We start from the raw sequence: 25,659 nt of genomic DNA on the forward strand, positions 1-25,659 counted from the left end.
AGATAGGAGACACCATGCCTTTTTTCAAGGAAACCGAGGAGCTTGACGAGAGCGTTGAGGTCTTCGATGCCGTTGAGGAGTTCGATGAGGAGGCCGAGGCCCCCACTGGAGACTTCACGATTAACGGCAAGAGCTACATCATCGGCTTCACCAAGAACCGCCTCGAAATGTACGAGCGTTCCAACAAGCCTATTATGGCCTCGTTCATCCAGAACGGCGGTGCCTTCTCCATTTCGGAGTTGAAGAGCCTGCTCGCCTATGGCCTCCGTCTCGAAGACGGGCCTTTCGTGAACCCACGAAAGGGCGTCGATATGGCATCTGACCTCATCGAAAAGAACGGCTACCTTGCCGTCTACGAGCGCGTGACAGAAGCCCTGGAGCGCGATTGCGGTTTTTTATTCAAGGGGGCAAACAGCGAAGCCTAGAGCGTTATGCAGCCCTCCAGTCGCTAACTGACTACGACTACTACAACACGGTAGAGAAGCTGCCAGAAGAAAAGCAGAAGGCGAGGTTCTTTCAGAACGAAATGGACTTCGCCTTTTTTGCTGCCCAGCTTGGGTGGTCTCGTAGCGATTGGGAACAGACGACCGCTGTGGAACGGATGTTTATTCGCAAGGAACTGGAGAAGAAGACGGTCGAGCAATCGAACCTGCTCGTGAACGTCGTGCAGGTGGCCGTGTCAAACGTGCACAACAAGCGCAAGAGAAAGCTGTGGGTGAGGAAGCGCAAGAAGGCCGCTCTCCCCATCTCCAGGAAGGAGATCGGCGCAATTCAGGAACAGCTCAAGAAACAGGCCCCGTGGACGCCTTGGCAGCGAAAGGAGGTGACCAATGGCTGATTACACCCTTAGCGCTAAGGGCACTTACGATGGCTCCAACTTCGATTCTGGAGTAGAGGGCTCGAAGGCGAAGATGGAGTCCTTCATGGAAAAGGCCAAATCCATCGGAAGCAAGGTCGAGAGCTTCGCCAAAGGTGCCGTTGGCGTCATCGGCGGCATCGGCGGCGCTATCGGCTCGATTGCCGCGCAAGGCGGTATGTCCCGAGCATTGAACCTAGAGCAAGCAAAAACGATGTTCAAAGGCCTCAAGCTCGAATGGGATGACTACTACAAGTCGATTGACAACGCCGTAACTGGGACGGCCTTTTCCCTCGATTCGGCAGCTCTGGTTGCGGCGAACCTCGCGGCATCGGGCATTGCGGCTGGCGCTGATATGGACAGGGCCTTGAGGGGAGTCGTCGGCACAGCTGCCACATTCGGAGGCGAGCTTGGAGACATTGGCAGTATTTTCCAGAAGGTCGCCGCACAAGGCAAGGTTTCGGGCGAGACCTTGCAGCAGTTTGCAGATCGCGGAGTGAACGTTACCTCGGTTCTTGCCCAGTCGTTGAACAAGACGCAAGAGGAAATCAAGGATATGGTCAAGAAGGGCCAAATCGACTTCGATACGTTCAGCACCGCCATGGAGGCCGCTTTCGGCGACTCAGCCCAAGCGGCGAACGAGACCTTCACGGGCTCCATGAGCAACATGAAGAGCGCGCTGAACCGCATCGGAGCTAAGTTCGCCGAGCCTATCAGGGCGAACGCCATCCCGGTGTTCAACTCCCTGCGAAAGGCGTTGAACGCGGCATCTGGTCGCCTCGACCCGCTGGTCGATAAGTTCACCGAGCTTGCAGACCGACTATCTGGAAGCCTCGCGCCGAAGATAGACGCCTTCACGGCGGCTCTTGAGAGGGGCGATTCGATCATGTCTGCCCTGGAGGAGACCTTCGGCGGCTTCGGCTCCAAGGTAGCTGTGGTGATCGGAGCCATCGCTGGCGTTGGAGCTGCCGCTGGGGCGTTGAGTTCCGTCGCGGCGGTCGTCCCTGGCCTAGGCACGCTCGCTGGCATTCTGTCTGGCGGAGCGGCTTCGGCAAAACTGTTCAGCGGCGCGCTGGGCGTGTTGAAGACGGCCATCGGCGTCATCTCTAGCCCAGCTTTGGCGGTAATCGCCGTAGTCGCTGCCCTGGCGGCTGCGTTCGCCCATCTTATGGCGACGAACGACGAGTTCAGAAACGGAATCATGGCGCAGGTGTCGGCCATCGGCGGGTCTCTCGTGCCTATTCTCCAATCCCTGCTCTCGCAGCTCATGGCGACGGCCAGTTACCTCGTCGCGCTGCTGCTTCCAGTGCTAGAATCAATCGTCCAGGCGGTTCTGCCTCCCCTGTTGAGCATCATCCAATCGCTGCTCCCCGTCATAGATGCGGTCGCATCTGCGATTTTGGGAGTGGTGACAGCAATCGCGCCCCTGGTGGTCGCTATCGCCGAAACACTCATCCCGATTGTCGGCCAGGTGCTTGAGTTCGTCGCTTCCGTTGTGGCGCAGGTCGTTCCTCTGGCCGTCAACGCCGTAAACGCTATTTCCGACACGATTCAAAGCTACGTCCCCCAAATCAGGGAGATCATCGAGATAGCGCTGACGGCCATCCAGCAGATTTTCAATGCTGTCTGGCCCTCGATTCAGACGCTGGTAACCACTGTGGTCTCGGTCATCGCCGACTTCGTGAAGACGTATTGGCCGCAGATTCAGGCGGTGATCGCCTCTGCCATGGACGCGATCATGGCCATCGTGAACGCCGTGTGGCCGTTCATCCAATCGGTCATCACGAACGTCATGAGCATCATCCAGAACGTCATTTCGGTCGTCACGGCTGCAATCAGCGGAGACTGGGAGGGCGTATGGACTGGGGTTTCCAACCTGCTTCAAAGCATCTGGGACGGCATGGGCAACATCGTATCGGCTGGCATCGACATGATCAGCAATTTCATTTCCACCGTGCCAGATAAGATTCTCAGCTTCTTCTCGAACGCTGGCAATCTGCTGTGGGACGCTGGCAGTCAGATTATCGGAGGATTGCTCGACGGTCTTAAGGCCGCTTGTGGCGGTGTATGGGACTTCGTTTCTGGCATCGGCGAGAAGATCGCCTCACTCAAGGGCCCCAAGGAATACGACATGAAACTTCTCATTCCGAACGGCGGCTGGATTATGGACTCCCTTACGGTCGGTCTCCAGTTGGGGGAGCAGGACGTTATCAAGACGATTTCTGGTGTTGCTGGGAACATTAAGAAGGCCATCGGCCAGGAGACGGCTGAAATCGACGTTGCTGCTGGCGTAAACCCCTGGGACGTGAATGTGACCTACAGAATTGCCGACAACGACAAGAACCACTGGTCTACAGCATTGCTGCTGGAAGACTTGATCGATGAGGTAGAGGACTTGAAAGGCTCGCTCGGTGACATCATTGCCGACAACGCGCCCGTCGTCGTTGAGACGGAGAGACAGGCAGCTAGGAGATACAGGAGGGCATATGCGTGATACCAAGATGCGCTATGTGAATCATCGTGGCGATGCATTCGAGTTTGGGGAGAACGCCGGGGCCTATCTGTGCGATTTCGAAGAGCTGCTTTGCTACGAGCACCCAATCAAGCCAAAAGATGCCAACCTGACCGTTGCATTCGATGGAACCGTCCCCGAAAGCCGGGGGCGGTTCTTTCAGATCGTGGAGGCGGATTCGCTGGCCGGGAAGGATGGAGAGCTTTGGCTTGGCGACTACTTCATCAAGGGCAGGGTGATTGGGGGAGACACTACGCTTCACTACGGCGCAGGCGAAATGACCAAGGTTGTCAAGTTCTCGATGCAGAAGCCTATCTGGACGCGCAGCGTCACCAAGCTGTACAAGAGCACGCAGACGAAGGCACTCATCATAAACGAGGGGTTCTTCGAGTCGCCCGTGATGATTGAGGCGTTCGGCTCAGCCGATGGGTTCTCTGTGTCAATCGGGGAAAACAACTATGATGTAGCGCAAAGTATTCCAGATGGCTCCAGGCTCGTGGTAGACGGTCTTGCCAAGACCGTCGAGCTTGTAGGTTCCGACGGCAGCGTTCAAAACGCTCTGTCGAAGCGAGAGGGCAAGCAGATCAAGGACTCTGGGCACTACGTGTTCCAGAAGATTCCCCCTGGCGTAAGCGAGCTTACGTGGCGACACAGCCAGAGAATCCGCATCACCATCTTCGAGCAGGTATCAGAGCCGAGGTGGGAGTGATGGGTGATTTTGTTCTGGCGGACACCGCGTTCAAAGACCTCTCAATCCTCGATGATTTCGATCTAGACCTGGCCTACGGCAAGGACGAAAACGACTTCACGTTGACGGTGCCCCTCGGCCGCAAGATTCCCTACGGAACCTACGTCTTCTACGACGAGAGCGATTGGGGCGGCACCATCGACACCATGGAAAGGGTGGGCGGCAAGACCGCGCAGCTCCGCTACGGAGGCAGAACATGGCAGGGAATCCTCGATAAGACGCTCCTGTGCCCCGACAGCGGCAATGACTACCTCTCCTACTCTGGAGACCTCAACGACATCATAGCCTCCGTAATCGACCGCCAGGGCAAAGGGGCGGTGTTCGTCGCGTCTTCCGAGAAATCGGGGGTCGTCGCCTCTGGGAACTTCGACCGCCACGTAAGCGCGTTCGCAGGGCTGTCAAAACTCTGCCGAGCCCATGGCCGCAAGCTCTCGTTCAGGAAGATGAGCGGCGGCAAGGTCGAGGTCTCCGCGCAGGAGGCCGTTACCCATGAGCTTGATTCCGACCACTACGAGTTCGACATCAAGGAGAGCGGTCGTTTCGTCAACCACCTCATCTGCCTTGGAAGCGGCGACTTGAAAGACCGCATCGTGGTTCACCTCTACGCGGACGCCGAAAGGAAAATCTCTCAGGCGCAGACCTTCGTCGGCGTCGATGAGATTGCCGAGTCCTACGACTACAGCAACGCAGGACGAGAAGAGCTGATCGCCAAGGGCACGGAGAAGCTACAGGAATATCTTGACAGCGACACCTGCGAGCTGACGGTTGGCGAGGCAATGGGGTACGACATAGGGGATTCCGTTCATGCCGTGAACGTCGATGAGGGCATCGAGATCACGGCGACCATCGAGAAGGTGATTGTCTCCGCCGACGAGGAGGGCGAGGACGTTTCCTATGAGATAGGCAACATTCGGATGGGAGGATAGATGAACTTCAACTTGGCGGTCGTTGACCGCACAACCGCCTTCGTGGGCGACAACAGGGCCGTTGAGCATTGCGTTCGCGGCGACACGATAGAGGTCGAGTTCGATACCGAGTGGAACGACGTTGAGAACAGGGTGGCCGTCTTCGTCAACCGTGCCGACGGCACGAGGAAAACCGTTGTCATGCGCGATGACCCCATCGTGATTCCCTGGGAGGTGCTACGAACCGACGGGGAAATGTACGTGACCTTCATCGGGTATATCGGAGACCTGACCGAGAACGGCATCAGGCTAGTCACGAAGCTCATGGACAAGCCGTTCACGGTGCAGCGCGCCGAGATCATCGACGTGCTTGTTCCAGAGGCCACGGAAGACGTTCTGCACCTGGTTCTCGGTGCGGTTCCGCTTATTAACGATGCGCGGGACAAGGCACTGTCCGCAGCCGCCCGAGCCGAGTCTGCGGCAGACCTTATCGGCTCATCCGCAGTCACGAGGACGGAGTTCAGCAATGCCATTGACGAGATTGCCGCCGTCCTCGCGAACTACATGGGCCGCATCTGGTACCTGAACAAGATCCTCTACGTCCCGTCCGAGCTGACGGAGATCGACATTGACACATTGAGAGTGAGCGGGGTCTACGACCCAGACACCATGACGCTTTGGATTGGAGAAACCAATGGCTGAACTTGTTAAAATCGGCATTCTTGGAGAAACGGATGCCTTTGAGGTTGAGGACACGTCGGCACGCTCTACGGCAACCGCCGCTAACAGCAAGGCTGAGGAGGCGTTGGCGAAGTTCCCCGTTTCGATCTTTAACGGCGGTACTGGCGGTAACACGCTGGAAATCGCCCGCGAAAACCTGGAAGTCTCTTATGACCTCCAGGTGATGCTGGGCATCTACGAGGGGCGAGACCTGATGGAGGTCTTTGCCGACGAGATTTCCGACTACACCGACGAGGCCGAGTGGTTCAACGCTCGCGTCATCGCTGGGAACTTCACGGGCATCCGTCCGTTTGACTACTTCGACATCCACCTTACGGACGGCAAGGTGTTCCGATACCGAGTCGGGGCAATCGACCCGTATCTGCACACGACTGACCAAGAGGTAGTCAAGCATCACATCATCATGGTTCCCGACCAGGTTTGGCCCGACAGCGTTCAGTGGAACACCACGAACACCAACCAGGGCACATCGACGACCAAATGCCCGTACCTGGCGTCGAACCTCCACCGATGGGAAGTCAACACGTTCTACCCGTTGATGCCGCAGAAGTGGAAGAACGTCATGGCAGAGCATCGACTTTTGCTTGAGGAGCGTTACAGCACCGCTGGGGCGCAGACCAACAGCGCGAGTTGGTCTTGGCAGAGCGTAGGAAAAGTCTTCTCTCTGTCGGAAATCGAGGTGTACGGATTCCTGGGATGGTCTAAAATCAATAACGCATACGCCGCAGGTATGGATTGCCATTTTCCCATCTTCAAGACCACGGCTAACCGCATCCGCAGGAACCACAGCGATGCTCGCTACAGCTGGTGGCTGCGCTCCGTGGGCGCGGGGTCTTCCTCGTGGGTGTGCACTGTCAGCGGCAGCGGCTATTGCGGCTACACTGACGCCTCGCACGCGGGTGTTCGCGCTCTGCCCTGCTTCCGAGTGGGCGTGTAAACGCCCACTCATACGCTACACTTTGGAAACGCTGCCGCTTACTGCGGCAGCGTAGGTCGCAAGAAAGGAAAGCTGGTCTGGATGAGCGGGGTCTACGAGAGGTACAGGAGCCTATCGGACAAGGAGTTCTTCAAGAACGCCATAAGCATAAGGGTCGAGATAACGAGGCTGATGGCCTCTGACAAGGTGGTGCCCAAGGCCTACAGGCTGATGAGCGCGGTACCCACGGTGGCGACGGCCAGAGAGTTGGTGAACAACATCGAGACGGCTAACGCCTTCTACCCCAACACCGCCCACGGGGTGTTGCAGAGAAAGCACTACCTCACTTTGGCGATTGCGAACTGTTACCACCTCGTACAGGACTTGCAGACGTTGAAGGACATCGGCCTGCCCATCAATCTCAACCGTTTCGAGAACATTGCAGAGATGCTCGAAAAGGAGATAGCACTGCTTCGGGCCACAAAGAATGGTGCAAGGCTCACCAAGGATACCGTCGGGGAGCGAATCTCGCAGCTAGAGCTGGAACTTGCCGAACTGAAGCGTCTAAATGAGCTATCCTGAACGGCGCAGGTTGCGGTTTGTATCTCGCTACAACTGGTGGCTGCGCTCCGTGGGCGCGGGGTCTTCCTCGTGGGTGTGCAATGTCAACAACAACGGCAATTGCAACTACAATGACGCCTCGCACGCGGGTGTTCGCGCTCTGCCCTGATTCCACTCAAGGCCAGACCTAGTAAGCCAAATGCTGAACGCCGAGCCATTTGGAAGGAAGCCGCGACCTTCGGCGGGATGCCGTAAATAAGCACCCTGCGGACGACTGCGGACGCTTCTTGCATGGCATGGCCCAGAGTGTCGGGCCGTGTTTCATGCAGTCGTACCAAGCGGCTAGGTGGACACTCGTTGAAAGCCGTGCAGGGTGCCTTCCTTTCATGGTTGAGAGGGGGGATGATGAACTCTGAAGAGCGCAGAGCCGCAAGGCGCAAGCGGCGCGAAGAGAAGCGTGCTAGGAAGAAGCGCGAGCGATGCAAAAACAGCACGCTCGATACCGTTGCAGACCTCAACGCCCTCTACAAGGCGCAGCGCGAGGCAGCGAGGGGCGTTGCATGGAAGTCAAGCACGCAGCGCTATCAAATCCACTGGCTCATCAACATCATCAAGGCCAAGAGAGACCTCCTTGAGGGAAACGAAGTATGCAAGGGATTCCACGAGTTCGACATCTTTGAGAGAGGCAAGAGACGCCATATCTCTTCGGTGCATTTCTCCGAAAGGGTAATCCAAAAATCGTTCACACAGAACGCCCTGATGCCCTCGGTGAGGCCCACGCTCATCTACGACAATGCGGCAAACATCAAGGACAAGGGAACCGCGTTCGCCGTTAAGAGGACTAAGAAGCTGCTTGCAGACCACTACAGGAAGCACGGAAGCGATGGCTACGTGCTTCAAGCCGATTTCAGCGACTTCTTTGCCTCGATACCGCACGAGCCAGTCAACAAGCTCATAGACACCATATCCGAAGACGGGCGGTTGACTGCCCTGGGGCGTCATTTCATCGAAATGCAGGGAGACGTTGGATTGGGGCTGGGAAGCGAGCCGAACCAGATATGCGCCATAGCCTTCCCCTCCCCGCTAGACCATCTGATATGCGAATGCTGCGGCGTTGAGGGCTACATTCGCTATATGGACGACTTCATCTGCGTTCATACCGACAAACAGGCGTTGCAGTGCATTCTGGCCGTTGTGCGTGACAAGTGCGCCGCGCTCGGCCTGACCCTCAACGAGAAGAAGACGCATATCACGAAGTTCACCAAGGGATTCACGTTCTTGAAAAAGAGATTCACTTATTCCGAGACTGGGAAGGTGGTGGTGCGGCCATGCCGAGAGTCGATTACACGCGAGCGGCGCAAGTTGAAGAAGCAGGCCGCGCTGGTCGCCCAGGGCAAGATGACGTTCGCCCAATGGGTTCAATCATACCAATCGTGGCGCGGCTCCATCATGGGCCTGGACTCCCGCAAGACGCTCGCGGCAATGGACGAGCTCTTCGCTCGTTTATCCGCTTGGGCGGAAATGCAGGGAGACCCCCCCCCAGGCATGATTTTCCAGACGTTGTTTTCACAAACCCCTCGTTTCGAGGGGTTTTTTATTGCCCAAAACACGGGGTTTCTACGTTAGGAGGAACTAATGGAAGAGCAGGACTACCTGTTGCAGACGCGCATCAACGAAATGAGCAACCTCATCGAGCAGATTGGCGATGTCGATGCCAAGTACGACGCTGGCATCCTCACTGACGAGCAGCGCATCGAGCAGAAGGCTCGAAAGCGCACATTCATCAAGGTTCTCGCCGCCGCCCAGGACGGTGAGTACATCGACGATGCGGCCATGGGAGCAATTCTCGACGAAATGCGCGAGCAGGCCGCAGCTCCCACTCTGGAGGAAATCAACGCGGCGAACATCGACTACCTGATGATGGTTGGAGGTGAGTGGTAATGGCTGCGAGCAAGAAGCACTCCCCGCGCTTCGAGACCGTCAAGGGCTATTTCGACCGTGGCACATGGTCTAAGGCGTTCGTGGCGCGCGCGGTCGGCCTTGGACACATCACGGCAGATGAGTACAAGGAAATCTGCGGCGAGGCTTACCTGTCTAAGGAGTAGCAACGACCCCACGAGAGAAAGGACATCAATGGAGGGTTTCATCAGCGTGGTCGTTGGCATCTTGCCTACCTTGGCATCTGCCGCTGTCATCGGCGTATCTGGCTTTGCCTACAAGAAGCTCAAAGGATGGCACGGCGAACATACCGACCTCGTTGACCACTTGAAAGAGGCCGACAGCCTCAAAGCACAGGTGAAGGAGTTGAAAGACGCACAGGAGCCGCAGAACGCCGCCCTGCGCGAGCTGCTTGGCAAGGAGCTTGACAAGGAACACGCACGCCTCGTCGCACAAGGGTACGCAAGCCCAGCGGAGAAGGCGGCGTTCGAGCGTCTTTACAAGGCATATCACGGCCTTGGCGGCAACGGAACCCGCACGGCCCTGTATGAGAACGTGCTTCAAATGAACTCATATCCGACGCTCCCGAAAGGAGAGAGCAATGCCTAATCCGAAGATTGAGAACGCATTTACCTACCACCAGCCCAAGGAGGGCCAGCCAGAGAAGTACGAGGCCCTGCGCTCGAAGGCGAAGGAGCTTGCCTGCCTCATCGACGAGCTGTGCCCAGACAGCCGCGAGAAGTCCCTGGCGATGACGAAGCTGGAAGAGGCCTCTATGTGGGCCAACGCTTCCGTTGCGCGAAACTAAGGAGGCCATCATGGCAGACCACAAGAAGAACCCCATCCGCAGCACATCGGAGAAGTTCGTTGCGTGGTGCGCCGACAAGTCTGACGCGGCACGTGTTGAGCGCACCGTTGTGCAGGCCGTCGTCATCGGCGTATCGGACTTCATCGCAACCATCAACGGGCTACCGCCTTGGGCCAGTGCCCTCGTCACGCTCGTGGGTATGCCCGTTCTCACCATCTTCATGGCCGAGATTGGCAAGACGGGTGAGGATAATGGCTAGGCGAACCCTCGTAGGTGCGCTCATTGTTTCGCTCGTGATTGCGGCTGCTCTTGCGGCCGCTTTCTTTTTCCTCGTCGATTCCACGCAGGGCAAGGCGTCTCCATCAGAGTGCGATTACCTGAACATGGAGGTGAGCGACGAGCCGCACGCCTTCATCTTCAACTACCAGAAGGATATGCAGTACCCAGAGCTTCCAACGGGCTGCGAGGCAACGGCTGTCTCAACGCTCCTTCGGATGCACGGTTACAACGTCTCCAAGACCGACGTAGCCGATGCCATGCCGAAGAGCGATTGGGATTTCGTCGATTGCTTCTGGGGCGACCCATACAAGGAGACGGGCGGCGCGTGTATGTCGCCCTGTGCTGCCGCCACGGCGAATCTGTTTATAGACGACGGCGCGGAGGCCGTAGCAGTCAGGTCAACGCTTGGAGAGCTTGACCTGGAGGGGGCATTGCCAGCTTGCGTTTGGGTGACCATCAATTTGGAGGAGCCCAGGGCCACGAGAACCCTGAAAGGCTACACCTGTTATACGCCTTCCCATTGCGTGGTCGTCAGGAAAATCGAGAACGGCACGGTCTATTGCTACGACCCGCTTTCTGGCGTGGTCGATTACCCGTTGCAGCTATTCAAGAAGAGATACGAGCAGCTTGGTTCCCAGGCTGTGTACATAGAGAAAGGAGTACGCTGATGGCATACTTCGCACAGGCCTCGATTGATGAGCGGGGCAAGATTGCTGGAGGTGAGGCGGGCAACCAAACTGGTGCCGAGCTGAACACCAGGAACACATACGCAAGCTCGTCTGTCCCGTGGCTCTTTTCGGTGATTCCGCTCAACGAGGCGGTTCGCTCCGAAATGAACCGACAGGCGAAGGCGGGAGTTGCGAATCCCTACATCGGCTACGACCAGTACCAGCGCAACACGATTCTGATCCAGGCCAGGAAGGTCGGCTGGGACTTGTCAAAGATCACGGTTGCCTGCGAGTGCGATTGCTCATCGCTCCTCGCCACGGTGATGATCTGCGCCGTCTACAAGGTGATGGGTCAGGCCGCTGGCGATATGGTGTACAACGCCCTCTATGCAGGGGGCAACCTGCCCGCCACGGGCAACTTCAAGAGCAAGCTCGCCCCCCTCGGGGCATACTTCACCATGGGCTCCGCCTCTTACGTGGCTGGTTACGGCCTCATCAGGGACGGCCATGCGGTATGCGTCGTCGATTCACTGGTGACCGCTGGCAAGCTGGAGTCTGGGGCAACTGCCTCGGCGACCTCCAGCCTCGCATCGAGCAAGTATCCGTGCAAGGGATGGCGGGGCGATGAGGTCAAGCGTTTGCAGGCCGCTCTCATCGAGAAGGGGTACTCCTGCGGAACCTCTGGAGTGGACGGCAGCTTTGGCCCCGATACGGACGCGGCTGTGCGCAAGTTCCAGGCCGACCGTGGTCTTGAGATCGATGGAATCGTAGGCCCGATGACGCAGACCGCGCTCTACAGCGGATCTAAGCCTGCTGCAAACACCGCGCCCTATGCTGTTGGCGAGTATGTGACGGTCGTTGACGGTCTGATCGTGAGGACTGGCGCGGGCAAGGGCTACTCGCAGAAAAAGAAGAGCCAGCTTACGGCAGACGGGCAGAGGCACAGCGATTCGCTAGGCCAGCTCTTCAGCGGCACCAATGTAACCGTCTCCAAGGTCTTGAAGGACTCCGGGGGCAACACGTGGGGGCTAATTCCATCCGGGTGGATTTGCCTGGAGTGGAACGGGAAGCCGTATGTTAAGAAGCGGTAGCATTCGATGGGGTAGCCTATTGGCTACCCCGTTTTTTTATACAAGTCGCTAGGGGAGCGACGCTTCCGAAAGGAGAATATAGCATGAAGATGGATGCGAAGACCAAGGACGCGATCATCAGGGGCGCAAAGGCACTCGATGCGGCATCTTTTGCGATGTCGTTCATGGCGCAGCAGGAATCTGGGCCTCTGGCGGAAATGTTCGCGATATGGCTGATGGAGGAGGCCGATAGGCTCGCCGATCTGGTCAAATGCGGCGAACGAGACGATGACGCTCCTGATTCCCTTCGGTAAATACGCTATCACTTACTCACCTGTGTGCTGGTGGTCATCGCCATCCTCGCCATCACGCTGTTCCGTCCCAAGTTGCAGGAGCTGTGGGATGCCATCGCCAGCGGCATCAATGGTCTCTGATCGGGGAGACGGGCCAGGGCACCGTGGAGTACGCCGTGGTGACTGCTGGCGTGGTCTGCGTGATCGTCGCCCTGGGCGCTCTCTGGCGCATCCTGTCCGCGGGCATCGTCGTCGATCACGCGCTCATGGCCGCCTCCCATCATCTGGAAGGGGCCCTCGGGTGGGCCTTCGACATCTTCAGCTATTAGGGCGCGTCCTGGCGCGGGCGGCGCCCATCGTGCGACTCGGCTCTGCCGCGCCGCGTCGCGGCCGCGCGGGTCGCTGCGGCTGTCGGGAGGATGGCCAGGCTACCGTGGAGGCCGCTTTCGCCTTGCCGGTGCTGTTTCTGCTCGTGCTTTTGCTCGTACAGCCGGGCATCGTGCTCTACGACCGCATGGTCATGGCCTCGGCTGCCGCCGAGGGGTGCCGGCTGCTCGCCGCCGGGGCCGGAGACGAGGGGGCGGCCGTGGCCCTCGTCAAGCGGCACCTCGGCTCTGTTCCCGAGCAGGAAAACTTCCATGTGCACCGCTCCGGCTGCACCTGGGAGGTGATCTGCGAGGGAGGGGGCGCGGCGGATCGGTCGCGGGTGACGGTGCGCACCGAGGTGCGCCCGCTTCCCCTGTTGGATATGGGGGCGGCTCTGCTCGGGCTGGTCAACGAGCGCGGGAATCTGGTGGTGGAAGTGACGGCCGAGGCGCCCACGCGGGCGCCGTGGGCCCAGCGGTCCCTGGGCGGTGTGAGCCCGGAGGAGAAGGCAGGTGCATGGTGCGATGAAGATTGACCGATTGATGCGGGACGAGGAGGGCTTCACCACGGCCGGCATGGCCGTGGCCCTACTCGTGTCGCTGACCCTGCTGTTCTCGGCTGCCCAGGTGTACCGCGTGAACACGCGGGCAGCCGAGATCCAGGACGTGGCCGATGCCGCGGCCCTGGCTGCCGAGAACCAGGTGGCGGAGTTCATGGTGGCGGTGCGCGTCGTCGATGGGGCGGTGCTCTCCATGACACTGCTGGGCGCTGCCTCCTACGGCCTGGGCACCGTGGCGCTGTGCATGCCGCCCACGGCCGAGCTGGGGGCCCAGCTCATCTCGGCGGGCCAGAAGGCGCTCAATGCCCGGGATGTCCTCGCCGAGCGGGCGGCGTCCGCCCTCGACGGCCTGCAGCGCGCCCTGCCCTTCATGGCCGCCGCCAGTGCGGCGTCGGTGGGCCGTGCCAACGGAGAGGGTCAGGACAGTGCCTACTATGCCGTGGCGCTGCTCCTCCCCTCCGAGGGGGCGCCCATCACCGTGGGGGAGAACGGGGCCGAGGGGGCCCTGGAGCAGGAGGTGCAGGAGGGCCAGGACGGGCTGGCCGAGGCGGCGGCTCGGGCTGAGGAGGCGGCGCGGGCCGCAGAGGAGGCCAAGGAGCGCGGCTTCCGACGGGATTGCGGCGATGCGCCGGACTATTGTATGTACGAGCGGGCCCAGCACCTCGCCGGGCTGGAGGGAGCCGCGAACCCCCATTACACGTCGGTCGATGCCTGGTCGTTCTCCGTAGCCCTCGAACGGGCTCGGGCCTATTATGCCGCGCGCCTGCGCACCGAGGCACCCGAGGGTCCCTCGGTGGATGAGAAGGCCCGGTCCGCGCTGCGGCGCATGTTCTACCGCTATGCGGCCACGGTCGTGCGCCAGGCCTGCGATGGGGCCGGAGAGGGCGAGGAGGTTGTATTCCCGCGCCTGCCCCGCAATACCGAGCAGGTGCGCGAGACGACGCTGTACACCGATCCGTCCTACCCGGTGACTACCGACGGCGAGCTGCCCGTCATGCACGCATGGGAGGGCTGCCCCGAATCCGGTCTCGTGGACTACTACGGGTCGCTGCGGACTCTCGAAGAGGGCACCTTCGCCGAATGTCCCGCCTGTCGCTTCACGGCATCGTCTCTGGGGGCGGTGGCTGCGGCCTCCACGGCCATCGAGAACGGCTTCGAGTACCACTACGATGCCGTGGCCCGGGCCGCCGAAGATTACGAGCGGGCCCGGCGCGAGGCTGAGCCGCTGGCTGAGGCTGTGCGCGAGAAGGCCCAAAGTATCTTCGATCAGGTTCTCGAGACCGTGCGCGGGGCTGCGTCTATGCGCATCGAAGCACGTCCTCCCGGGGCATCGGGGTGCCTCGCTTTGGTGGTGTCCCCGGGCGAGGAGGGTTCGACCCGGTGGGGAGGCTCCTTCGTTGCGGGGAACGGTCTGGGGCCACGGGCGGCCGTGGCGGCGGCAACGCTCATCGAGGACGGTGATGAGGGGGCCTCGGTGGTGGGAGATCTGCTCGACGGCCTCGGCGGCGACGGATCTGCTGCGATCGGCGCGGGGCGCATCGTGCTCGACTGCTGGTCCTCGCTGCTCGGGGCCTATGGCACTGGGCAGGCAGCTCTCATAGAGGGGGTGGAGCGGGCCTTGGACGGGCTACCGCTGGTGGGATCGTCGGGTCTCGGATCGTGGGCGGCCGGGGCGCTGGGCGATGGCCTGGCGGCCGTGGGCCTCCAGCCGGCCGACATAGCGCCGCTCAAGCCGGTCCTGGTCGATTCAGGCGCGGTGGCTTCTGCTGATAGCGGTCCGCTTTCCGTGCGCTATCTGGCCGTGCGCGAGGAGATGCTTGGAAGCGCCCCCTCGTCCGGCAACGTGTTCGGTTCTCTGGCGGATCGGATCGAGCGGGAGGCGTTCGACCGCCTCGACGGGCTTGAAATCGAGATAGCCTGCATCGAGCTGCCTGTCGTCGGCCTCTCGCTGCCTCTGACCGTGGCTCTGCCGCCGGTCGTGACCGAGGGTGCTCAAGGCCTTGTCGAGCGGGCTATGGACGTGGTGCGCTCGGCGGCGGCCACCCTTGGCCTCGACGGATCATGGGAGTAGGGGGACGCCATGGGTGGGACGCGTCTGAGAGAGGAGAAAGGGCAGGCGACGGTGGAACTGGCCGTCATGCTGCCGGTGGCCATCATCGTCGCGATAGTAGTTGTGAACGCGCTCACGTTCTTCGGGACCTGTGCCTCCTTCGATCGGGTGGCGCGGCAGACAGTATGTGCGTGGGCCGCCGCGCCCGCGGCCGGGGAGGACGCAGGCGACGTGGCGGCCCGGCTGGCCGACGAGTTGGAGGAACGCTTCGCTGAGTCCCATACGGCCGTTTCGGTGAGGGCCGAGGCCGCCTCGGCGGGATTGGTGCGCTTCACGGCCCGCATCGAGTACTTTCCGACGCTCTTCGGCCTCGGCTTGCGCAGCGAGGTGTTCGGCGTAGCGCTCCCGCCTCTGGTTCATGAGGTTGATTTGGCGGTCGATGCCTACAAGCCGGGCATCTTATTCTAAGGAAGGTGATGGCATGACAACGCAAGTCAGGCGGCTGCTGCGAGCCACGGGGTTTCTCGGTGCCGTGTTTCTGATCTTGGCGGTCGCCGCAGTCGCATCGGCGCCGACGGCTTCCGGCGGGACCTCCCTGCTCTCCGGCCGTGCCTTCGCCGACGGGGTGATCGCCCGTGCGGTCGACGAGGCGACTGCGGACGCGACGGCCTCTCGCGAGGATGTGGGTCCGCTCGGGCCGATGGACGACGTCCTGGGTCGTCAGGCCGCCGACGCACCCCCATGGTTCGAGCAGGAAGTACTCCCTCTGGCCGAGGCCTGCGATCTGCGGGCTCTGGACGACTGGTCTGTGGTGGGCTTCACCATGGCGGGGGAGGTGGCGACGGTTCGGCAGTGGGTCGTCGCCTCGTTGGAGGAGCGCGGTTGGGCGCTCGTGGAGACCGGCGAGGGCGCGACTCTCGCCGGTATCAAGGAAGGAGGGACGTGTCCATGGCTCTTGCTCAGTTGCACGCCCGTAGGCGACGAGGTGTGCATCGTCGTCCAGATTCCGGTTCCGTAGGCGATGGGGCACCTGCGCCCTTCGGCGGCACATGGGTCGTAGCCGCCAGCCCGCTCATGCGCTTGCGCGGCTTGGCGGGGCGGCCCCCCGATCGGACGGTGATGGTGCTGCCTCGCTGTCGCGATGTGCACACGCTTACCATGCGCCACCCACTCGACATTGCCTTCGTCGACCGCGCTGGCCGGGTGATCGAAGTGCACCGGCTCGTACTGCCCGGCACTCGCCTGCGCAGCGATCGGGCCTTCGGGGCCATCGAGCGCTTCGCCCGGCCCGGCCCCTGGTTTATGCGCGGCGATAGCGTTGAAATTCCCGGTTGCAAGAAAGGCGGCCCTCGACGGGTTGCGGAACGGAGGCGGCGATGAAGATCTGCCCCACCTGTAAGAGCAAGTTGTTCGATGATATGGATACCTGCTTCGGGTGTATGTACCGTTTCGGCACTGATCCCGAGCGGGAGCGGGAGGCCGAGGCCCTCTCGTGGCCGCCCTCCCTAGAGGACGTCAACGAGGGAGCGGTGTTCGAGGAGGCGGTGCCCTGGCCCGCAGGCCCCGGGCCTGCGCCCTGCCCCGCCGCGCCGCCGGCTTCCCCGCTAGGATATGCGGCCCGGGGCGAGCGCATCATGGGGGTGTCCGGCCTCGTGCTCCGCGTGCTCGCCGGCGACGGCGCCCCCGGCGCACCGCTGCTCACCATAACGATCGAGCCGGCCTGAGGGGCCGGCTCGCGCAGGTCGTTTGCGGGGGAGACCGCGTTCTCTTGAGAGGGCCCCCTAGCGTGTCATCTCGTCGAAGAGCTGTTCCGCTTCGCGGGCCAGGCGCTCCTGGATGACGAGGTAGGCGTCCAGGAGGCGGTCGCCGTCCTCGGTCAAGGTGGACCCGTGGGCGCCGTCGCGCACGAGGAGCTGGATGCCCAGCGTGCCCTCGGTGTCCTTGATGACGCGCCATGCCTTGCTGTAGGCCATGCGCATAGCCTTGGCGGCGGCGTTAAGGGAGCCGTGCTCCCTCACGCCGAGGCAGAGCTTCGCGATGCCCGGGCCGAACGCCGATTTCTCCTCCGCATCCGGGTTGGACACGGTGAGGCGCACGACGGGGGTGAGCGATTGCAGCTGGCCCATGACTATCTCCCGTTCTGGATGGCTATCGCCGGCAGAAAGCCTCGGCCGCGGCCTCGATAGCTTCCACGTCGTTGTCGATCACGTCGGTAAATCGTACCTCCATGGTATCAAGGTTGGCAAGCCCCGCCGGGATATCGCACCGGCCCGTTTCCTCGGCGATGCGCTCGTTGAGCTGGCAGCCCGTCAGCGACGCCACCTCGGCGGGCAGTGCCTCGCCCGGAGCCATGGCATGGAGGGCCCGGTACACGTTGTCGCCGAACTTCGCCCAATGGGCGGTCGAGGCGATGAGCACGGGGTTCTCGCCGCGCAAGTTCTGGGCGGCGGCATAGGCCACGGCCGTATGGGGATCCAGCAGGTAGCCGTGCTCGTCGAGCACTTCCTTGATAGTGGCGAGGCAGTGGGCGTTGTCGATGGAGTCGGCGCTGAAGTTCTCGCGGACGCGGGCAAAGGTGTCGCCGTCCACGCGGAAGCAGTGCTTCTCGTTCAAGTCGGCCATCCACCGGCCGATGGCCTCTCCGTCGCGGCCCGTGAGCTCGAACAGCTGCCGCTCGAGGTTAGAGGACACGAGGATGTCCATGGAGGGGGAGGCGGTAAGGATGAACGCGCGGTCGGAGATATCGTAGGTGCCCGTGTTGATGAAGTCGGTCAGCACACGGTTGTCGTTGCTCGCGCAGAGCAGCATGCCGATGGGCGTGCCGATCTGCTTGGCGTACCATGCCGCGAGGATATTGCCGAAGTTGCCCGTGGGCACGCAGACGTCGATCTCATCGCCGGCCTCGATCTTGCCGGAGGCCACCAGCTCGGCGTAGCTGGAGATGTAGTACACCACCTGGGGCAACAGGCGCCCCCAGTTGATGGAGTTGGCGCTGGACAGGGCGACGGCGTCTTCGGTGAGCAGTTGTTTGGCGAAGGCATCGTCGGAGAAGGTGCGCTTCACGCCGGTCTGACAGTCGTCGAAATTGCCGCGCACGGCCCATACGCGCACATTGTCGCCAGTGGTGGTGACCATCTGCTTGCGCTGGATATCGCTCACGCCGCCATCGGGGAACAGCACGCCGATAGTGGTGCCGTCGACGCCCTTGAAGCCCTCGAGGGCCGCCTTGCCCGTGTCGCCGGAGGTGGCCACGAGGATCATGAAGTCGTGGTCGAGCTTGCCCGCCTCGCGCAGGGCGCTCGCGCTGGCCGAGAAGAAGTGCGGTAGGCACTGCAGCGCCATGTCCTTGAAGGCGCTCGTGGGACCGTGCCACAGCTCCAGAATGTGCGTGTTGTCGTCCAAGGAGGTGATGGGGCAAATGGCCGCATCGTCGAAGTTCTCGCCATAGGCGCGAACCATCAGCTCATCGATGGTCTCATCGGGCAGATCGATGTTGAAGGCCTTGTATATGGCTGCCGCCCGCTCGGCGTAGGGCAGCTCGGCCAGGGCCGCGATTTCGGCCACCGATAGCGAGGGCAGCTCCTGGGGCACGTACAGGCCGCCGCCATCCGCCAGGCCGTTCACCACGGCCTCGGTGAAGGGAACCGGCCCCCCGGCCGCTCCCCGCGTGTCCACGTACAGGTTCTGGCCGAACGAGGCGGCCCGGTCGATGCATTGCGCCATGACTCATCCTTCTCTGAAAGACGTTAGTGGGGTCAAGAATACCATGGGGCGGACCGCGATAGGGCAGCCGTGAGGTGAACGATGGGCAAATAGAGAGGAAAGTGGATATGACTCTCGGCGGCAGTGCGGTTTGTCGCGGCTTTACTCCCGGGGCGTCTGTCCCACTGGTCGGTGCGCGCTGTCGGGGGTTCTCCGCCCAGGCTTCCTTGCTGCCCTCCCGTCGACAGCTCGGGTCGGCGGCGCGCGAAGGGCGTTCGCGCGACCGTTCGCGAAAAAGTATGAAAAAGTTAACTTTATAGGGTTTACGAAAGTTAACTTTAGATTACAATACGTTGCTGCATGCAACTAACATTGATGGGAGACGCTATGAGCCAAGCAATGGTCGCGGAAAGCGCTTGCTGCAAGACCGGGAGCACCGGAGCAGCGTGCCAGCCGATGCCGCTTGCCTTTTTGCGCAGCGGCGATATGGCGAACGTCGTCCGCGTGCGCGGAAAGGGCGAGGTACATCACCATCTCGAGAACCTGGGGTTCGTCGAGGGTGCGGCCGTATCCGTCGTTTCCGAGCAGGCGGGGAACTTTATCGTGCAGATCAAGGGGGCAAGCGTCGCCCTCGATCGCAGCGTGGCATCGAAGATCATCGTCGCTTGAGGCAGCGTGGCTGGCGAGGCGCTTGCGGTCGAGACCTGCCCCGGCCCTTGGCTGCTGCATCTTCTGTCGCGCCCGTTTCAGAGGAACACAGAAAGGAAGGACTATGGCAGAGCATAAGACCCTGCGCGATGTAGCCGTGGGCCAGTCGGCCACCGTGCGTCGCCTGGTGGGCGAAGGCGCCGTGAAGCGCCGCATCATGGACATGGGCATCACAAAGGGCACCGAGGTGTTTGTGCGCAAGGTGGCTCCCTTGGGCGACCCCATCGAGGTGACCGTGCGCGGCTTCGAGCTGTCGCTGCGCAAAGACGAGGCGGAAAACGTGCTCGTCGCCTAAGGGAGATCGCACCCCTTCCTCTCGCGCCTCGGGCGCATTTTTTCTCCCCAGTAGTTAACTAGAACTAACTTTATTGTCCCGCGGGTGCCCGGGAGAGCGCCGCGGAAAGGACGCGGGACGACGTCATTAGGAGAAGGAAAGGCTGACCATGGTAATCAACATCGCCCTTGCTGGGAACCCCAACTGCGGCAAGACGACCATGTTCAACGATCTGACCGGCGCGAACCAGTATGTGGGAAACTGGCCCGGTGTGACTGTTGAGAAGAAGGAGGGCCCCTGGCGGCATGACAAGTCGGTGACCATTACCGATCTGCCGGGCGTGTACTCGCTCTCGCCCTACACCCCCGAGGAAATCGTCACCCGCGACTACCTCATGAGCGGCAAGCCCGATGTGGTGGTGAACCTGGTGGACGCCACCAACCTCGAGCGCAATCTCTACCTCACCACCCAAATCATCGACCTGGGCATTCCGGTGGTCATCGCTCTGAACATGATGGATCTCGTGGAAAAGAACGGCGATGTCATCGATGTGGCCGGCCTCTCTGCGCGCCTGGGCTGTCCCGTCGTGGAGACGTCTGCCCTCAAGGGTCGCGGCACCGCCGAGGTCATCGAGGCCGCCCGCGCGGCCGCCTCGGCCGGCACCGCCCCTGCGACCACCCTGCGCTTTTCCGCCGACGCGGAGGAGGGCCTGGCGCACATCGCCGCCGTCGCCGGGGACCGCATCGCCGGCCGCCACGGCCGCTGGTACGCCATCAAGCTCTTCGAGGGCGAGCAACTCACCGTGGACAAGCTGAGCTTGCCGGCCGCCGAGCTCGCCCAGATCGCCGCCATCCGCGACGCGGTGGAAGATGCCGAGGACGACGACGCCGAGTCCATCATCACCAACGAGCGCTACGACGGCATCACCGCCGTCTGCGACGCCTGCGTGAAGAAGTCGCCGAAGACCATGACCACCACTCAGAAGATCGACCGCGTAGTCACCAATCGCATTCTCGGCATTCCGATCTTCGTCGTCATCATGTTCCTCGTGTACTACATCTCGGTGTCCACCGTGGGCACGCTCGTGACCGATTGGGCCAACGACGGCCTGTTCGGCGATGGCTGGCTCTACACCAATACCGAGGCCTACGATGCCGCCGTCGAAGAGTTCGAGGGCGTCCTGGAAACTGCCGAGGGTGCCGCCGCCTTCGAGGCCGGCGAGCTGGAAGAGCCCGATCCGGCCGACTACGGCCTCTACCATGTGGGCGTGCCCGTGGTGGTGGGCGGCTGGCTCGAGGCGGCCGGTGCTGCACCGTGGGTGCAATCGCTCGTGCTCGACGGCATCATTGCCGGCGTTGGTGCCGTCATTGGCTTCGTTCCGCAGCTGATCGTGCTGTTCATCCTGCTCGGCTTCCTGGAGGGCTGCGGGTATATGGCCCGTGTCGCCTTCGTCATGGACCGCATCTTCCGTCGCTTCGGTCTGTCCGGCAAGTCCTTCATTCCCATGCTCATCGCCTCGGGCTGCGGCGTGCCCGCGGTCATGGCCACCAAGACCATCGAGAACGAGAAGGACCGCCGCATGACCATCATGACCACCACCATGATCCCCTGCGGCGCGAAGCTGCCCATCATCGCGCTCGTGTTCGGCGCGCTCGCCGGCGGCGACTACGAGGCCACCTGGTGGGTCGCCCCGGTGTTCTACTTCCTGGGCCTGGCCGCCATCATCCTGTCCTGCATCATCTTGAAGAAGTTCCGCGCCTTTGCCGGCGAGGTGGCCCCCTTCATCATGGAGCTGCCCCAGTACCACCTGCCCACGGTGAAGAACGTGCTTCTGTCCATGTGGGAGCGCGTGCGCAGCTACGTGGTGAAGGCCGGTACCATCATCTTCCTGTCCTCTATGGTCATCTGGTTCCTGCTGAACTTCGGCTTCTACGAGGGCTCCTTCGGCCTGCTCGACTCCGAGATGGACGGCTATATCCAGTACAGCCTCATGGCCGGCCTCGGCAACTTGCTCGCCTGGGTCTTCGTTCCGCTCGGCTTCGGCAACTGGGAGTCTGCCGTCACCTCCATCACGGGGCTGGTGGCCAAGGAGAACGTCGTGGCCACGGTGGGCGTCATCACGAGCCTCGGCGAGGCCGGCGAGACCGATCCGTCCCTGTGGGCCTCCTTTGCCGCCATGCTCGGCGGCGGCAGCGCGGCCATCATGGCCTTCTGCGCCTTCAACCTGTTGTGCGCCCCCTGCTTCGCCGCCATCGGCACTATCCGTCGCCAGATGATGTCCGCGAAGTGGACCTGGGCCGCCATCGGCTACATGACCGCCTTCGCCTGGTGCGTGGGCCTCATGCTCTATCAGTTTGTCGGCTTGGCCGCCGGCGAAGTCGCCTTCAACCCCTTCACAGTCCTGGCCGTCGCGGTGGCCGCGGGCACGCTCTTCCTGCTGCTGCGCCCGGCTGCCAAGGCGAAGGGCGCAGGTCAGCTGAAGACGGCCGTCGACAACGCCTAATGACCCGCCGGGAGTCCCGCGCCATCCCGCCTCGGGGAAAGGGTCGTGGTCCCCTCCGTCCGAAACGTACGATTGCAAAGGAAACGTCATGCAAGAGATCAGCCTGAACTTCCCCACCGTCATCATCCTCGTTGTCATTGCGGCGCTGGCTGTGCTCGCCATCCGGCGCATGACGCACCGGGGGCTGTGCGACTGCGGCGATCACTGCGAGGGCGGCTGCTCCGGTTGTGAGGGCTGTGCGGCGGCGGAGTCCATGGCTGCGGCCATGGGGGAGGCGGCGAAGGACAAATAGCCTCTGCGTGCCGCCCCTCGCTACGTCAGGCGCTGGCGGAGGGGGGAGCGGGTCGCCCCCAGCGTCGCCGTCATGAAGGCAACGCCGCGGAAGGGCCGGCACGGGAAGATCGCGCTTCCGCTGCCCGGCGATGCGACGGGCAGCGGGATCGCTCGGTTTTGCGCTGCGGCAACGCCGCAGGTCGCGGCATCGTGCGCGAGCGCAGAAGCACGGGCGGCCGCGCCCGTCAAGCAACCGCTGGCAAACCGTTGGCGAAAACAATGTGAACGAGGCTCGGAACTCTGTGTCCGAGCCTCGTTTTTTGCCGGGGCCGTGATACCATGGCATGACGTATCTGATAAGGAGAGCGCTGTGGTAAAGACATCCATGTCCCACGAGGACTACCTCGAGGCCATCGTCATGCTGGGAGGCACGACGGATGTCCCCGTGCGCTCGGTGGACGTGGCCAACAAGCTGGGTGTATCCAAAGCCTCGGTGAACAAGGCCATCTCCGCCCTGAAGGAGCAGCAGCTCGTCATCCAGCCCCACTACGGCGATATCACCCTGACTGAGGAGGGCTACGCCTACGGCAGCTCGGTCCTCGGCCGGCACCGCATGCTCTTCGACTTCCTCACCCAGGCCGTGGGCATCCCGCCGGATGTGGCCGAGGACGAGGCCTGTCAGATGGAGCATGCCATCAGCGATGAGTCCTTCAAGAAATGGGAGGCCTTCGTCAAGGGCCTCGATTTGTAGACGGGCCCCATCGCCCGACCCACCCGCTTTCGACTGACTACCCGCCCCAGAAACGAACCCCGGCAGCGAAAGGAAGTCCCATCCCCGTGCCCCGCCAGGCCAACATCGTCTCCTTCGACGCAGCGCGCCGCGCCGCCGCGCGTCCTGCCGGCCGCACGGCGGCAGCTGTGCTCGACGGGGCCGGGGAAGTGCGCGTGCGCTCGGCTGGCCGCCGCCCTGCGGGCTCGCTGGCAGGGGCAGAGCGTCCCGTCGGTCGCGCCGCCGACACGGCCACGGCCTTCCCGGGCGCCCGCTCGACGTCTTCCGCAGCCCCGCTGCGCACCGCTGGGGCCGGCAGGCCCCACAACCCCACACCGAGCTGGTACGACGGCGGCGCCTCGGCGCGGCCCCGTCCCGATGACGGCTTTCTTTCCGGGGCCGCTGGCCGGGCCGAGGACGAGGCCGGCGAGGAATACGAGGCACGGCTGCTGGCCGCCCTCGAGGAGCGCGAGCGCGGCCCCTTGGGTCGTTTGGCCGCCAAGCGCCGGGAGCGTGCCAAGGAGCGGGCCGGCAAGGCGTACTTCCGCCAGTACGAGGCCGGGAAGGCCTCCGATGCCGCCCAGGGCGGTCCCCGTGCAGCGGTGTACAAGGGGGAGATGGGCTCGTCCCACAAACGTTCCTCCCGCATGCAGCAGCAGGCGACCTCGGGCTCGGCTCGGCGCGGCCGCGCTGCCATGGCCGCGGCCGAGAAGCCGTCGCTGTTCGCGCGGCCGCCCCTCATGGGGTTGGCGGCCACGGTCCTCTGCATCGCCTTCGCGGCGGCCTTTCTCTACGGTCCGGCCCAGCAGCTTTACGTGGACATGCGCGAGAGGGACCGCCTGGCAGCCGAGTACGAGGCCGTGGTGGAGCGCAACGAGGCCCTCGGTGCCCAGGTGGACGCCCTCCAGACCGATGCGGGCATCGAGGACGCCGCCCGCACGCAGCTCGGCTGGGTGCGGGAGGGCGAGCACGCGGTGTCGGTGGCCGGGCTCGCCGAGCGCGAGAAGCCGGAATTCCGCGGCAACATCCTCTCCGAGGACATCGAGCTGCCCGAGACGTGGTACTCGGGGGTGCTTGATCCGCTGTTCGGGGTGTCCTGAGGCTTTCGCGCGGCGGGCGCGGGAGCGGTTGCGCTCTGCCGGCGGTTTTGGCGATCTCTTGAAAGGAAGCTAGCATGGCCTATCGCAACGGGCGGTTCGCCGCCTTGGACATTGGCACGGTGACCTGCCGTCTGCTCGTGGCCGACGTGGATGCGGGCCGCATTCGCGAGGTGGCCAAGGAGTACGTCATCACCGATTTGGGCGTGGGAGTGGATGCGACGGGACGTCTGTCGCAGGAGGCCATCGAGCGCGTGCTCTCAACGGTTGACCGCTATCGGGAGGTGCTCGCGCGCAACGACGGGCCCGCGCATCCCGTAGAGAGGCTCATCGCTATGGCCACCTCAGCATCGCGCGATGCTGAGAACGGCGCCGATTTCGTGCGCCAGCTCGCCGAGCACGGCGTGTCGCTGGCCGTTATTCCCGGCGAGCGCGAGGCACAGCTCACCTTCGTCGGCGCATCGAGCGATTTTCCCGGTGAGAACCTGCTCGTGGTGGACATCGGCGGCGGCTCCACGGAGATCGTGGCCGGCCGTTTCGGAGAGGGGCCCGTGGCGGCCCGCTCCTTCGATATCGGCTGCCGCCGCGTGACGGAGCGCTTCTTCCGCGACGATCCGCCGACGGCCGCGCAAATCGGGCAGGCGCGGTCCTGGATGCGGGAAGCCATGGCGCCGTACTTCGCCGATCTGGCCGATCGGGGCTTTGTCGTCGATCGCGTGGTGGCCGTGGCCGGAACCGCCACGAGCGTGGTGGCCATCCGCGAGGCTATGGAGGTCTACGACTCGTCCCGAGTGCACCGGGCGCGGGTGACGGCGGCCGAGCTTCAGGCCATCGAGCGACGCCTGGCCGCCGAGACGCTGGCGGAGCGCGCGTGCACCGTGGGGCTCGACCCCAAGCGCGCCGGCGTCATCGTGGCGGGGCTCGTCATTCTGGAGGAAGTGCTCGCCCTTGCCGGGGCCGAGGCCTACACGGCCAGCGAGTCGGATATCCTGCACGGGATGATTCTGGAGGCGGCGCGCGAAGAATAGGGCGCCTGCGGGCCAAAACCCGAGGCGGGCCTCCG

34 protein-coding genes are annotated in these 25,659 nt (G+C 62.6%); 32 read left to right on the forward strand and 2 right to left on the reverse strand.

The annotated features are described in order from the left end of the window. Positions 1-14 precede the first annotated feature (14 nt). The 25 genes from AAK988_RS03265 to AAK988_RS03385 all read left to right on the forward strand — a co-directional run bounded on the left by AAK988_RS03265 (position 15) and on the right by AAK988_RS03385 (position 16,994). Positions 15-425, forward strand: coding sequence for a hypothetical protein (locus AAK988_RS03265; protein WP_369872820.1), 411 nt, complete (start codon positions 15-17; stop codon positions 423-425). Next, on the forward strand, positions 386-838 hold the full coding sequence (locus AAK988_RS03270) for a hypothetical protein (RefSeq protein ID WP_369872821.1): 453 nt from the start codon (positions 386-388) through the stop codon (positions 836-838). Before AAK988_RS03265 ends, AAK988_RS03270 begins: the two co-directional genes overlap by 40 nt. Beyond that, positions 831-3,350 (forward strand): phage tail protein, encoded by a 2,520-nt coding sequence (locus tag AAK988_RS03275; protein ID WP_369872822.1) that lies wholly within the window; start codon positions 831-833, stop codon positions 3,348-3,350. Before AAK988_RS03270 ends, AAK988_RS03275 begins: the two co-directional genes overlap by 8 nt. Further along, the gene (locus AAK988_RS03280; RefSeq protein ID WP_369872823.1) at positions 3,343-4,077 is read left to right on the forward strand and encodes a hypothetical protein; all 735 of its coding nucleotides are present in this window, start codon (positions 3,343-3,345) and stop codon (positions 4,075-4,077) included. Before AAK988_RS03275 ends, AAK988_RS03280 begins: the two co-directional genes overlap by 8 nt. Further along, on the forward strand, positions 4,077-5,042 hold the full coding sequence (locus tag AAK988_RS03285; RefSeq protein ID WP_369872824.1) for a Gp37-like protein: 966 nt from the start codon (positions 4,077-4,079) through the stop codon (positions 5,040-5,042). Before AAK988_RS03280 ends, AAK988_RS03285 begins: the two co-directional genes overlap by 1 nt. Then, positions 5,043-5,723, forward strand: coding sequence for a hypothetical protein (locus AAK988_RS03290; protein WP_369872825.1), 681 nt, complete (start codon positions 5,043-5,045; stop codon positions 5,721-5,723). Beyond that, positions 5,716-6,699, forward strand: a complete 984-nt coding sequence (locus tag AAK988_RS03295; RefSeq protein ID WP_369880412.1) for a DUF6273 domain-containing protein — start codon at positions 5,716-5,718, stop codon at positions 6,697-6,699. The genes AAK988_RS03290 and AAK988_RS03295 overlap by 8 nt, the downstream gene beginning before the upstream one ends. Positions 6,700-6,780: 81 nt before the next feature. After that, on the forward strand, positions 6,781-7,260 hold the full coding sequence (locus tag AAK988_RS03300) for a hypothetical protein (protein WP_369872828.1): 480 nt from the start codon (positions 6,781-6,783) through the stop codon (positions 7,258-7,260). Then, a complete protein-coding gene (locus AAK988_RS11330) occupies positions 7,247-7,408 on the forward strand; it encodes a DUF6273 domain-containing protein (RefSeq protein ID WP_369872830.1) in 162 nt (53 codons plus the stop codon). Before AAK988_RS03300 ends, AAK988_RS11330 begins: the two co-directional genes overlap by 14 nt. 236 nt (positions 7,409-7,644) lie before the next feature. Next, positions 7,645-8,865 carry an RNA-directed DNA polymerase gene (locus tag AAK988_RS03310; protein WP_369872831.1) on the forward strand — a complete coding sequence of 407 codons (1,221 nt, stop codon included), beginning with the start codon at positions 7,645-7,647 and terminating at the stop codon, positions 8,863-8,865. A gap of 9 nt (positions 8,866-8,874) precedes the next feature. Next, positions 8,875-9,180 (forward strand): hypothetical protein, encoded by a 306-nt coding sequence (locus AAK988_RS03315; RefSeq protein WP_369872833.1) that lies wholly within the window; start codon positions 8,875-8,877, stop codon positions 9,178-9,180. Continuing rightward, positions 9,180-9,344, forward strand: coding sequence for an XkdX family protein (locus tag AAK988_RS03320; protein ID WP_369872834.1), 165 nt, complete (start codon positions 9,180-9,182; stop codon positions 9,342-9,344). Before AAK988_RS03315 ends, AAK988_RS03320 begins: the two co-directional genes overlap by 1 nt. A 28-nt stretch (positions 9,345-9,372) precedes the next feature. After that, positions 9,373-9,786 carry a hypothetical protein gene (locus tag AAK988_RS03325; RefSeq protein WP_369872835.1) on the forward strand — a complete coding sequence of 138 codons (414 nt, stop codon included), beginning with the start codon at positions 9,373-9,375 and terminating at the stop codon, positions 9,784-9,786. Next, positions 9,779-9,985: an Acb2/Tad1 domain-containing protein gene (locus tag AAK988_RS03330; protein ID WP_369872837.1), complete on the forward strand. Its 207-nt coding sequence runs from the start codon at positions 9,779-9,781 to the stop codon at positions 9,983-9,985. The genes AAK988_RS03325 and AAK988_RS03330 overlap by 8 nt, the downstream gene beginning before the upstream one ends. 10 nt (positions 9,986-9,995) lie before the next feature. Beyond that, positions 9,996-10,244 carry a hypothetical protein gene (locus AAK988_RS03335; protein WP_369880413.1) on the forward strand — a complete coding sequence of 83 codons (249 nt, stop codon included), beginning with the start codon at positions 9,996-9,998 and terminating at the stop codon, positions 10,242-10,244. Then, entirely contained in the window at positions 10,237-10,932 is a 696-nt protein-coding gene (locus AAK988_RS03340; RefSeq protein ID WP_369872839.1) for a C39 family peptidase, read from the forward strand. Before AAK988_RS03335 ends, AAK988_RS03340 begins: the two co-directional genes overlap by 8 nt. Continuing rightward, positions 10,932-12,023 carry a peptidoglycan-binding domain-containing protein gene (locus tag AAK988_RS03345; protein WP_369880414.1) on the forward strand — a complete coding sequence of 364 codons (1,092 nt, stop codon included), beginning with the start codon at positions 10,932-10,934 and terminating at the stop codon, positions 12,021-12,023. The genes AAK988_RS03340 and AAK988_RS03345 overlap by 1 nt, the downstream gene beginning before the upstream one ends. 83 nt (positions 12,024-12,106) lie before the next feature. Then, a complete protein-coding gene (locus tag AAK988_RS03350; RefSeq protein ID WP_369872842.1) occupies positions 12,107-12,316 on the forward strand; it encodes a hypothetical protein in 210 nt (69 codons plus the stop codon). An 83-nt stretch (positions 12,317-12,399) separates the two neighbouring features. After that, positions 12,400-12,624, forward strand: coding sequence for a hypothetical protein (locus AAK988_RS03355; protein WP_262999927.1), 225 nt, complete (start codon positions 12,400-12,402; stop codon positions 12,622-12,624). Continuing rightward, on the forward strand, positions 12,597-13,196 hold the full coding sequence (locus tag AAK988_RS03360) for a TadE/TadG family type IV pilus assembly protein (protein ID WP_369872843.1): 600 nt from the start codon (positions 12,597-12,599) through the stop codon (positions 13,194-13,196). Before AAK988_RS03355 ends, AAK988_RS03360 begins: the two co-directional genes overlap by 28 nt. Next, entirely contained in the window at positions 13,186-15,291 is a 2,106-nt protein-coding gene (locus tag AAK988_RS03365; RefSeq protein ID WP_369872844.1) for a molybdenum cofactor biosynthesis enzyme, read from the forward strand. Before AAK988_RS03360 ends, AAK988_RS03365 begins: the two co-directional genes overlap by 11 nt. 9 nt (positions 15,292-15,300) lie before the next feature. Beyond that, positions 15,301-15,738: a hypothetical protein gene (locus AAK988_RS03370; RefSeq protein ID WP_369872845.1), complete on the forward strand. Its 438-nt coding sequence runs from the start codon at positions 15,301-15,303 to the stop codon at positions 15,736-15,738. Positions 15,739-15,751: 13 nt separating this feature from the next. After that, positions 15,752-16,288, forward strand: a complete 537-nt coding sequence (locus AAK988_RS03375; protein WP_369872846.1) for a hypothetical protein — start codon at positions 15,752-15,754, stop codon at positions 16,286-16,288. Then, on the forward strand, positions 16,219-16,650 hold the full coding sequence (locus tag AAK988_RS03380) for a DUF192 domain-containing protein (protein ID WP_369872848.1): 432 nt from the start codon (positions 16,219-16,221) through the stop codon (positions 16,648-16,650). Before AAK988_RS03375 ends, AAK988_RS03380 begins: the two co-directional genes overlap by 70 nt. Next, positions 16,647-16,994, forward strand: a complete 348-nt coding sequence (locus AAK988_RS03385) for a hypothetical protein (RefSeq protein WP_369872849.1) — start codon at positions 16,647-16,649, stop codon at positions 16,992-16,994. The genes AAK988_RS03380 and AAK988_RS03385 overlap by 4 nt, the downstream gene beginning before the upstream one ends. A 57-nt stretch (positions 16,995-17,051) precedes the next feature. On the opposite strand, the gene AAK988_RS03390 is transcribed toward AAK988_RS03385, so the two are convergent. After that, the gene (locus tag AAK988_RS03390) at positions 17,052-17,396 is read right to left on the reverse strand and encodes a winged helix-turn-helix domain-containing protein (protein ID WP_135970328.1); all 345 of its coding nucleotides are present in this window, start codon (positions 17,394-17,396) and stop codon (positions 17,052-17,054) included. Between the two features lie 22 nt (positions 17,397-17,418). After that, on the reverse strand, positions 17,419-18,993 hold the full coding sequence (gene thrC / locus AAK988_RS03395) for a threonine synthase (RefSeq protein ID WP_369872850.1): 1,575 nt from the start codon (positions 18,991-18,993) through the stop codon (positions 17,419-17,421). 378 nt (positions 18,994-19,371) lie between these two features. Here thrC and AAK988_RS03400 point away from each other — a divergent pair, with 378 nt between their 5' ends. The 7 genes from AAK988_RS03400 (at position 19,372) to AAK988_RS03430 (ending at position 25,624) form a co-directional block, all read left to right on the forward strand. Further along, positions 19,372-19,641 carry a FeoA family protein gene (locus AAK988_RS03400; protein ID WP_369872851.1) on the forward strand — a complete coding sequence of 90 codons (270 nt, stop codon included), beginning with the start codon at positions 19,372-19,374 and terminating at the stop codon, positions 19,639-19,641. Between the two features lie 103 nt (positions 19,642-19,744). Continuing rightward, on the forward strand, positions 19,745-19,975 hold the full coding sequence (locus AAK988_RS03405; protein WP_135970331.1) for a FeoA family protein: 231 nt from the start codon (positions 19,745-19,747) through the stop codon (positions 19,973-19,975). A gap of 148 nt (positions 19,976-20,123) precedes the next feature. After that, positions 20,124-22,457 (forward strand): ferrous iron transporter B, encoded by a 2,334-nt coding sequence (gene feoB / locus AAK988_RS03410; RefSeq protein ID WP_369880416.1) that lies wholly within the window; start codon positions 20,124-20,126, stop codon positions 22,455-22,457. An 88-nt stretch (positions 22,458-22,545) separates the two neighbouring features. Further along, a complete protein-coding gene (locus AAK988_RS03415) occupies positions 22,546-22,749 on the forward strand; it encodes a hypothetical protein (protein ID WP_369880417.1) in 204 nt (67 codons plus the stop codon). 351 nt (positions 22,750-23,100) lie between these two features. Further along, positions 23,101-23,481, forward strand: coding sequence for a metal-dependent transcriptional regulator (locus AAK988_RS03420; RefSeq protein ID WP_135970334.1), 381 nt, complete (start codon positions 23,101-23,103; stop codon positions 23,479-23,481). A gap of 86 nt (positions 23,482-23,567) precedes the next feature. Beyond that, entirely contained in the window at positions 23,568-24,599 is a 1,032-nt protein-coding gene (locus AAK988_RS03425) for an FtsB family cell division protein (protein ID WP_369872853.1), read from the forward strand. Between the two features lie 74 nt (positions 24,600-24,673). After that, on the forward strand, positions 24,674-25,624 hold the full coding sequence (locus AAK988_RS03430; RefSeq protein ID WP_369880418.1) for a Ppx/GppA phosphatase family protein: 951 nt from the start codon (positions 24,674-24,676) through the stop codon (positions 25,622-25,624). The last annotated feature ends 35 nt before the right edge of the window (positions 25,625-25,659 follow it).

This window comes from Adlercreutzia muris (genome assembly GCF_041223505.1).
Classification (GTDB): Bacteria; Actinomycetota; Coriobacteriia; order Coriobacteriales; family Eggerthellaceae; genus Adlercreutzia; species Adlercreutzia muris.

Excerpts from the sequence above, each read along its gene's own strand:
- AAK988_RS03380 (WP_369872848.1), top strand. The coding sequence starts at position 16,219 with ATGGCTCTTGCTCAGTTGCACGCCCGTAGGCGACGAGGTGTGCATCGT.
- AAK988_RS03415 (WP_369880417.1), top strand. The coding sequence starts at position 22,546 with ATGCAAGAGATCAGCCTGAACTTCCCCACCGTCATCATCCTCGTTGTC.
- AAK988_RS03400 (WP_369872851.1), top strand. The coding sequence starts at position 19,372 with ATGGTCGCGGAAAGCGCTTGCTGCAAGACCGGGAGCACCGGAGCAGCG.
- AAK988_RS03295 (WP_369880412.1), top strand. The coding sequence starts at position 5,716 with ATGGCTGAACTTGTTAAAATCGGCATTCTTGGAGAAACGGATGCCTTT.
- AAK988_RS03330 (WP_369872837.1), top strand. The coding sequence starts at position 9,779 with ATGCCTAATCCGAAGATTGAGAACGCATTTACCTACCACCAGCCCAAG.
- AAK988_RS03370 (WP_369872845.1), top strand. The coding sequence starts at position 15,301 with ATGGGTGGGACGCGTCTGAGAGAGGAGAAAGGGCAGGCGACGGTGGAA.
- AAK988_RS03430 (WP_369880418.1), top strand. The coding sequence starts at position 24,674 with ATGGCCTATCGCAACGGGCGGTTCGCCGCCTTGGACATTGGCACGGTG.
- AAK988_RS03340 (WP_369872839.1), top strand. The coding sequence starts at position 10,237 with ATGGCTAGGCGAACCCTCGTAGGTGCGCTCATTGTTTCGCTCGTGATT.
- AAK988_RS03365 (WP_369872844.1), top strand. The coding sequence starts at position 13,186 with ATGAAGATTGACCGATTGATGCGGGACGAGGAGGGCTTCACCACGGCC.
- AAK988_RS03315 (WP_369872833.1), top strand. The coding sequence starts at position 8,875 with ATGGAAGAGCAGGACTACCTGTTGCAGACGCGCATCAACGAAATGAGC.
- AAK988_RS03290 (WP_369872825.1), top strand. The coding sequence starts at position 5,043 with ATGAACTTCAACTTGGCGGTCGTTGACCGCACAACCGCCTTCGTGGGC.
- AAK988_RS03390 (WP_135970328.1), bottom strand. The coding sequence starts at position 17,396 with ATGGGCCAGCTGCAATCGCTCACCCCCGTCGTGCGCCTCACCGTGTCC.
- thrC (WP_369872850.1), bottom strand. The coding sequence starts at position 18,993 with ATGGCGCAATGCATCGACCGGGCCGCCTCGTTCGGCCAGAACCTGTAC.
- AAK988_RS03405 (WP_135970331.1), top strand. The coding sequence starts at position 19,745 with ATGGCAGAGCATAAGACCCTGCGCGATGTAGCCGTGGGCCAGTCGGCC.
- AAK988_RS03280 (WP_369872823.1), top strand. The coding sequence starts at position 3,343 with ATGCGTGATACCAAGATGCGCTATGTGAATCATCGTGGCGATGCATTC.
- AAK988_RS11330 (WP_369872830.1), top strand. The coding sequence starts at position 7,247 with ATGAGCTATCCTGAACGGCGCAGGTTGCGGTTTGTATCTCGCTACAAC.
- AAK988_RS03310 (WP_369872831.1), top strand. The coding sequence starts at position 7,645 with ATGAACTCTGAAGAGCGCAGAGCCGCAAGGCGCAAGCGGCGCGAAGAG.
- AAK988_RS03325 (WP_369872835.1), top strand. The coding sequence starts at position 9,373 with ATGGAGGGTTTCATCAGCGTGGTCGTTGGCATCTTGCCTACCTTGGCA.
- AAK988_RS03345 (WP_369880414.1), top strand. The coding sequence starts at position 10,932 with ATGGCATACTTCGCACAGGCCTCGATTGATGAGCGGGGCAAGATTGCT.
- AAK988_RS03300 (WP_369872828.1), top strand. The coding sequence starts at position 6,781 with ATGAGCGGGGTCTACGAGAGGTACAGGAGCCTATCGGACAAGGAGTTC.
- AAK988_RS03350 (WP_369872842.1), top strand. The coding sequence starts at position 12,107 with ATGAAGATGGATGCGAAGACCAAGGACGCGATCATCAGGGGCGCAAAG.
- AAK988_RS03285 (WP_369872824.1), top strand. The coding sequence starts at position 4,077 with ATGGGTGATTTTGTTCTGGCGGACACCGCGTTCAAAGACCTCTCAATC.
- AAK988_RS03320 (WP_369872834.1), top strand. The coding sequence starts at position 9,180 with ATGGCTGCGAGCAAGAAGCACTCCCCGCGCTTCGAGACCGTCAAGGGC.
- AAK988_RS03275 (WP_369872822.1), top strand. The coding sequence starts at position 831 with ATGGCTGATTACACCCTTAGCGCTAAGGGCACTTACGATGGCTCCAAC.
- AAK988_RS03335 (WP_369880413.1), top strand. The coding sequence starts at position 9,996 with ATGGCAGACCACAAGAAGAACCCCATCCGCAGCACATCGGAGAAGTTC.
- AAK988_RS03375 (WP_369872846.1), top strand. The coding sequence starts at position 15,752 with ATGACAACGCAAGTCAGGCGGCTGCTGCGAGCCACGGGGTTTCTCGGT.
- feoB (WP_369880416.1), top strand. The coding sequence starts at position 20,124 with ATGGTAATCAACATCGCCCTTGCTGGGAACCCCAACTGCGGCAAGACG.
- AAK988_RS03385 (WP_369872849.1), top strand. The coding sequence starts at position 16,647 with ATGAAGATCTGCCCCACCTGTAAGAGCAAGTTGTTCGATGATATGGAT.
- AAK988_RS03265 (WP_369872820.1), top strand. The coding sequence starts at position 15 with ATGCCTTTTTTCAAGGAAACCGAGGAGCTTGACGAGAGCGTTGAGGTC.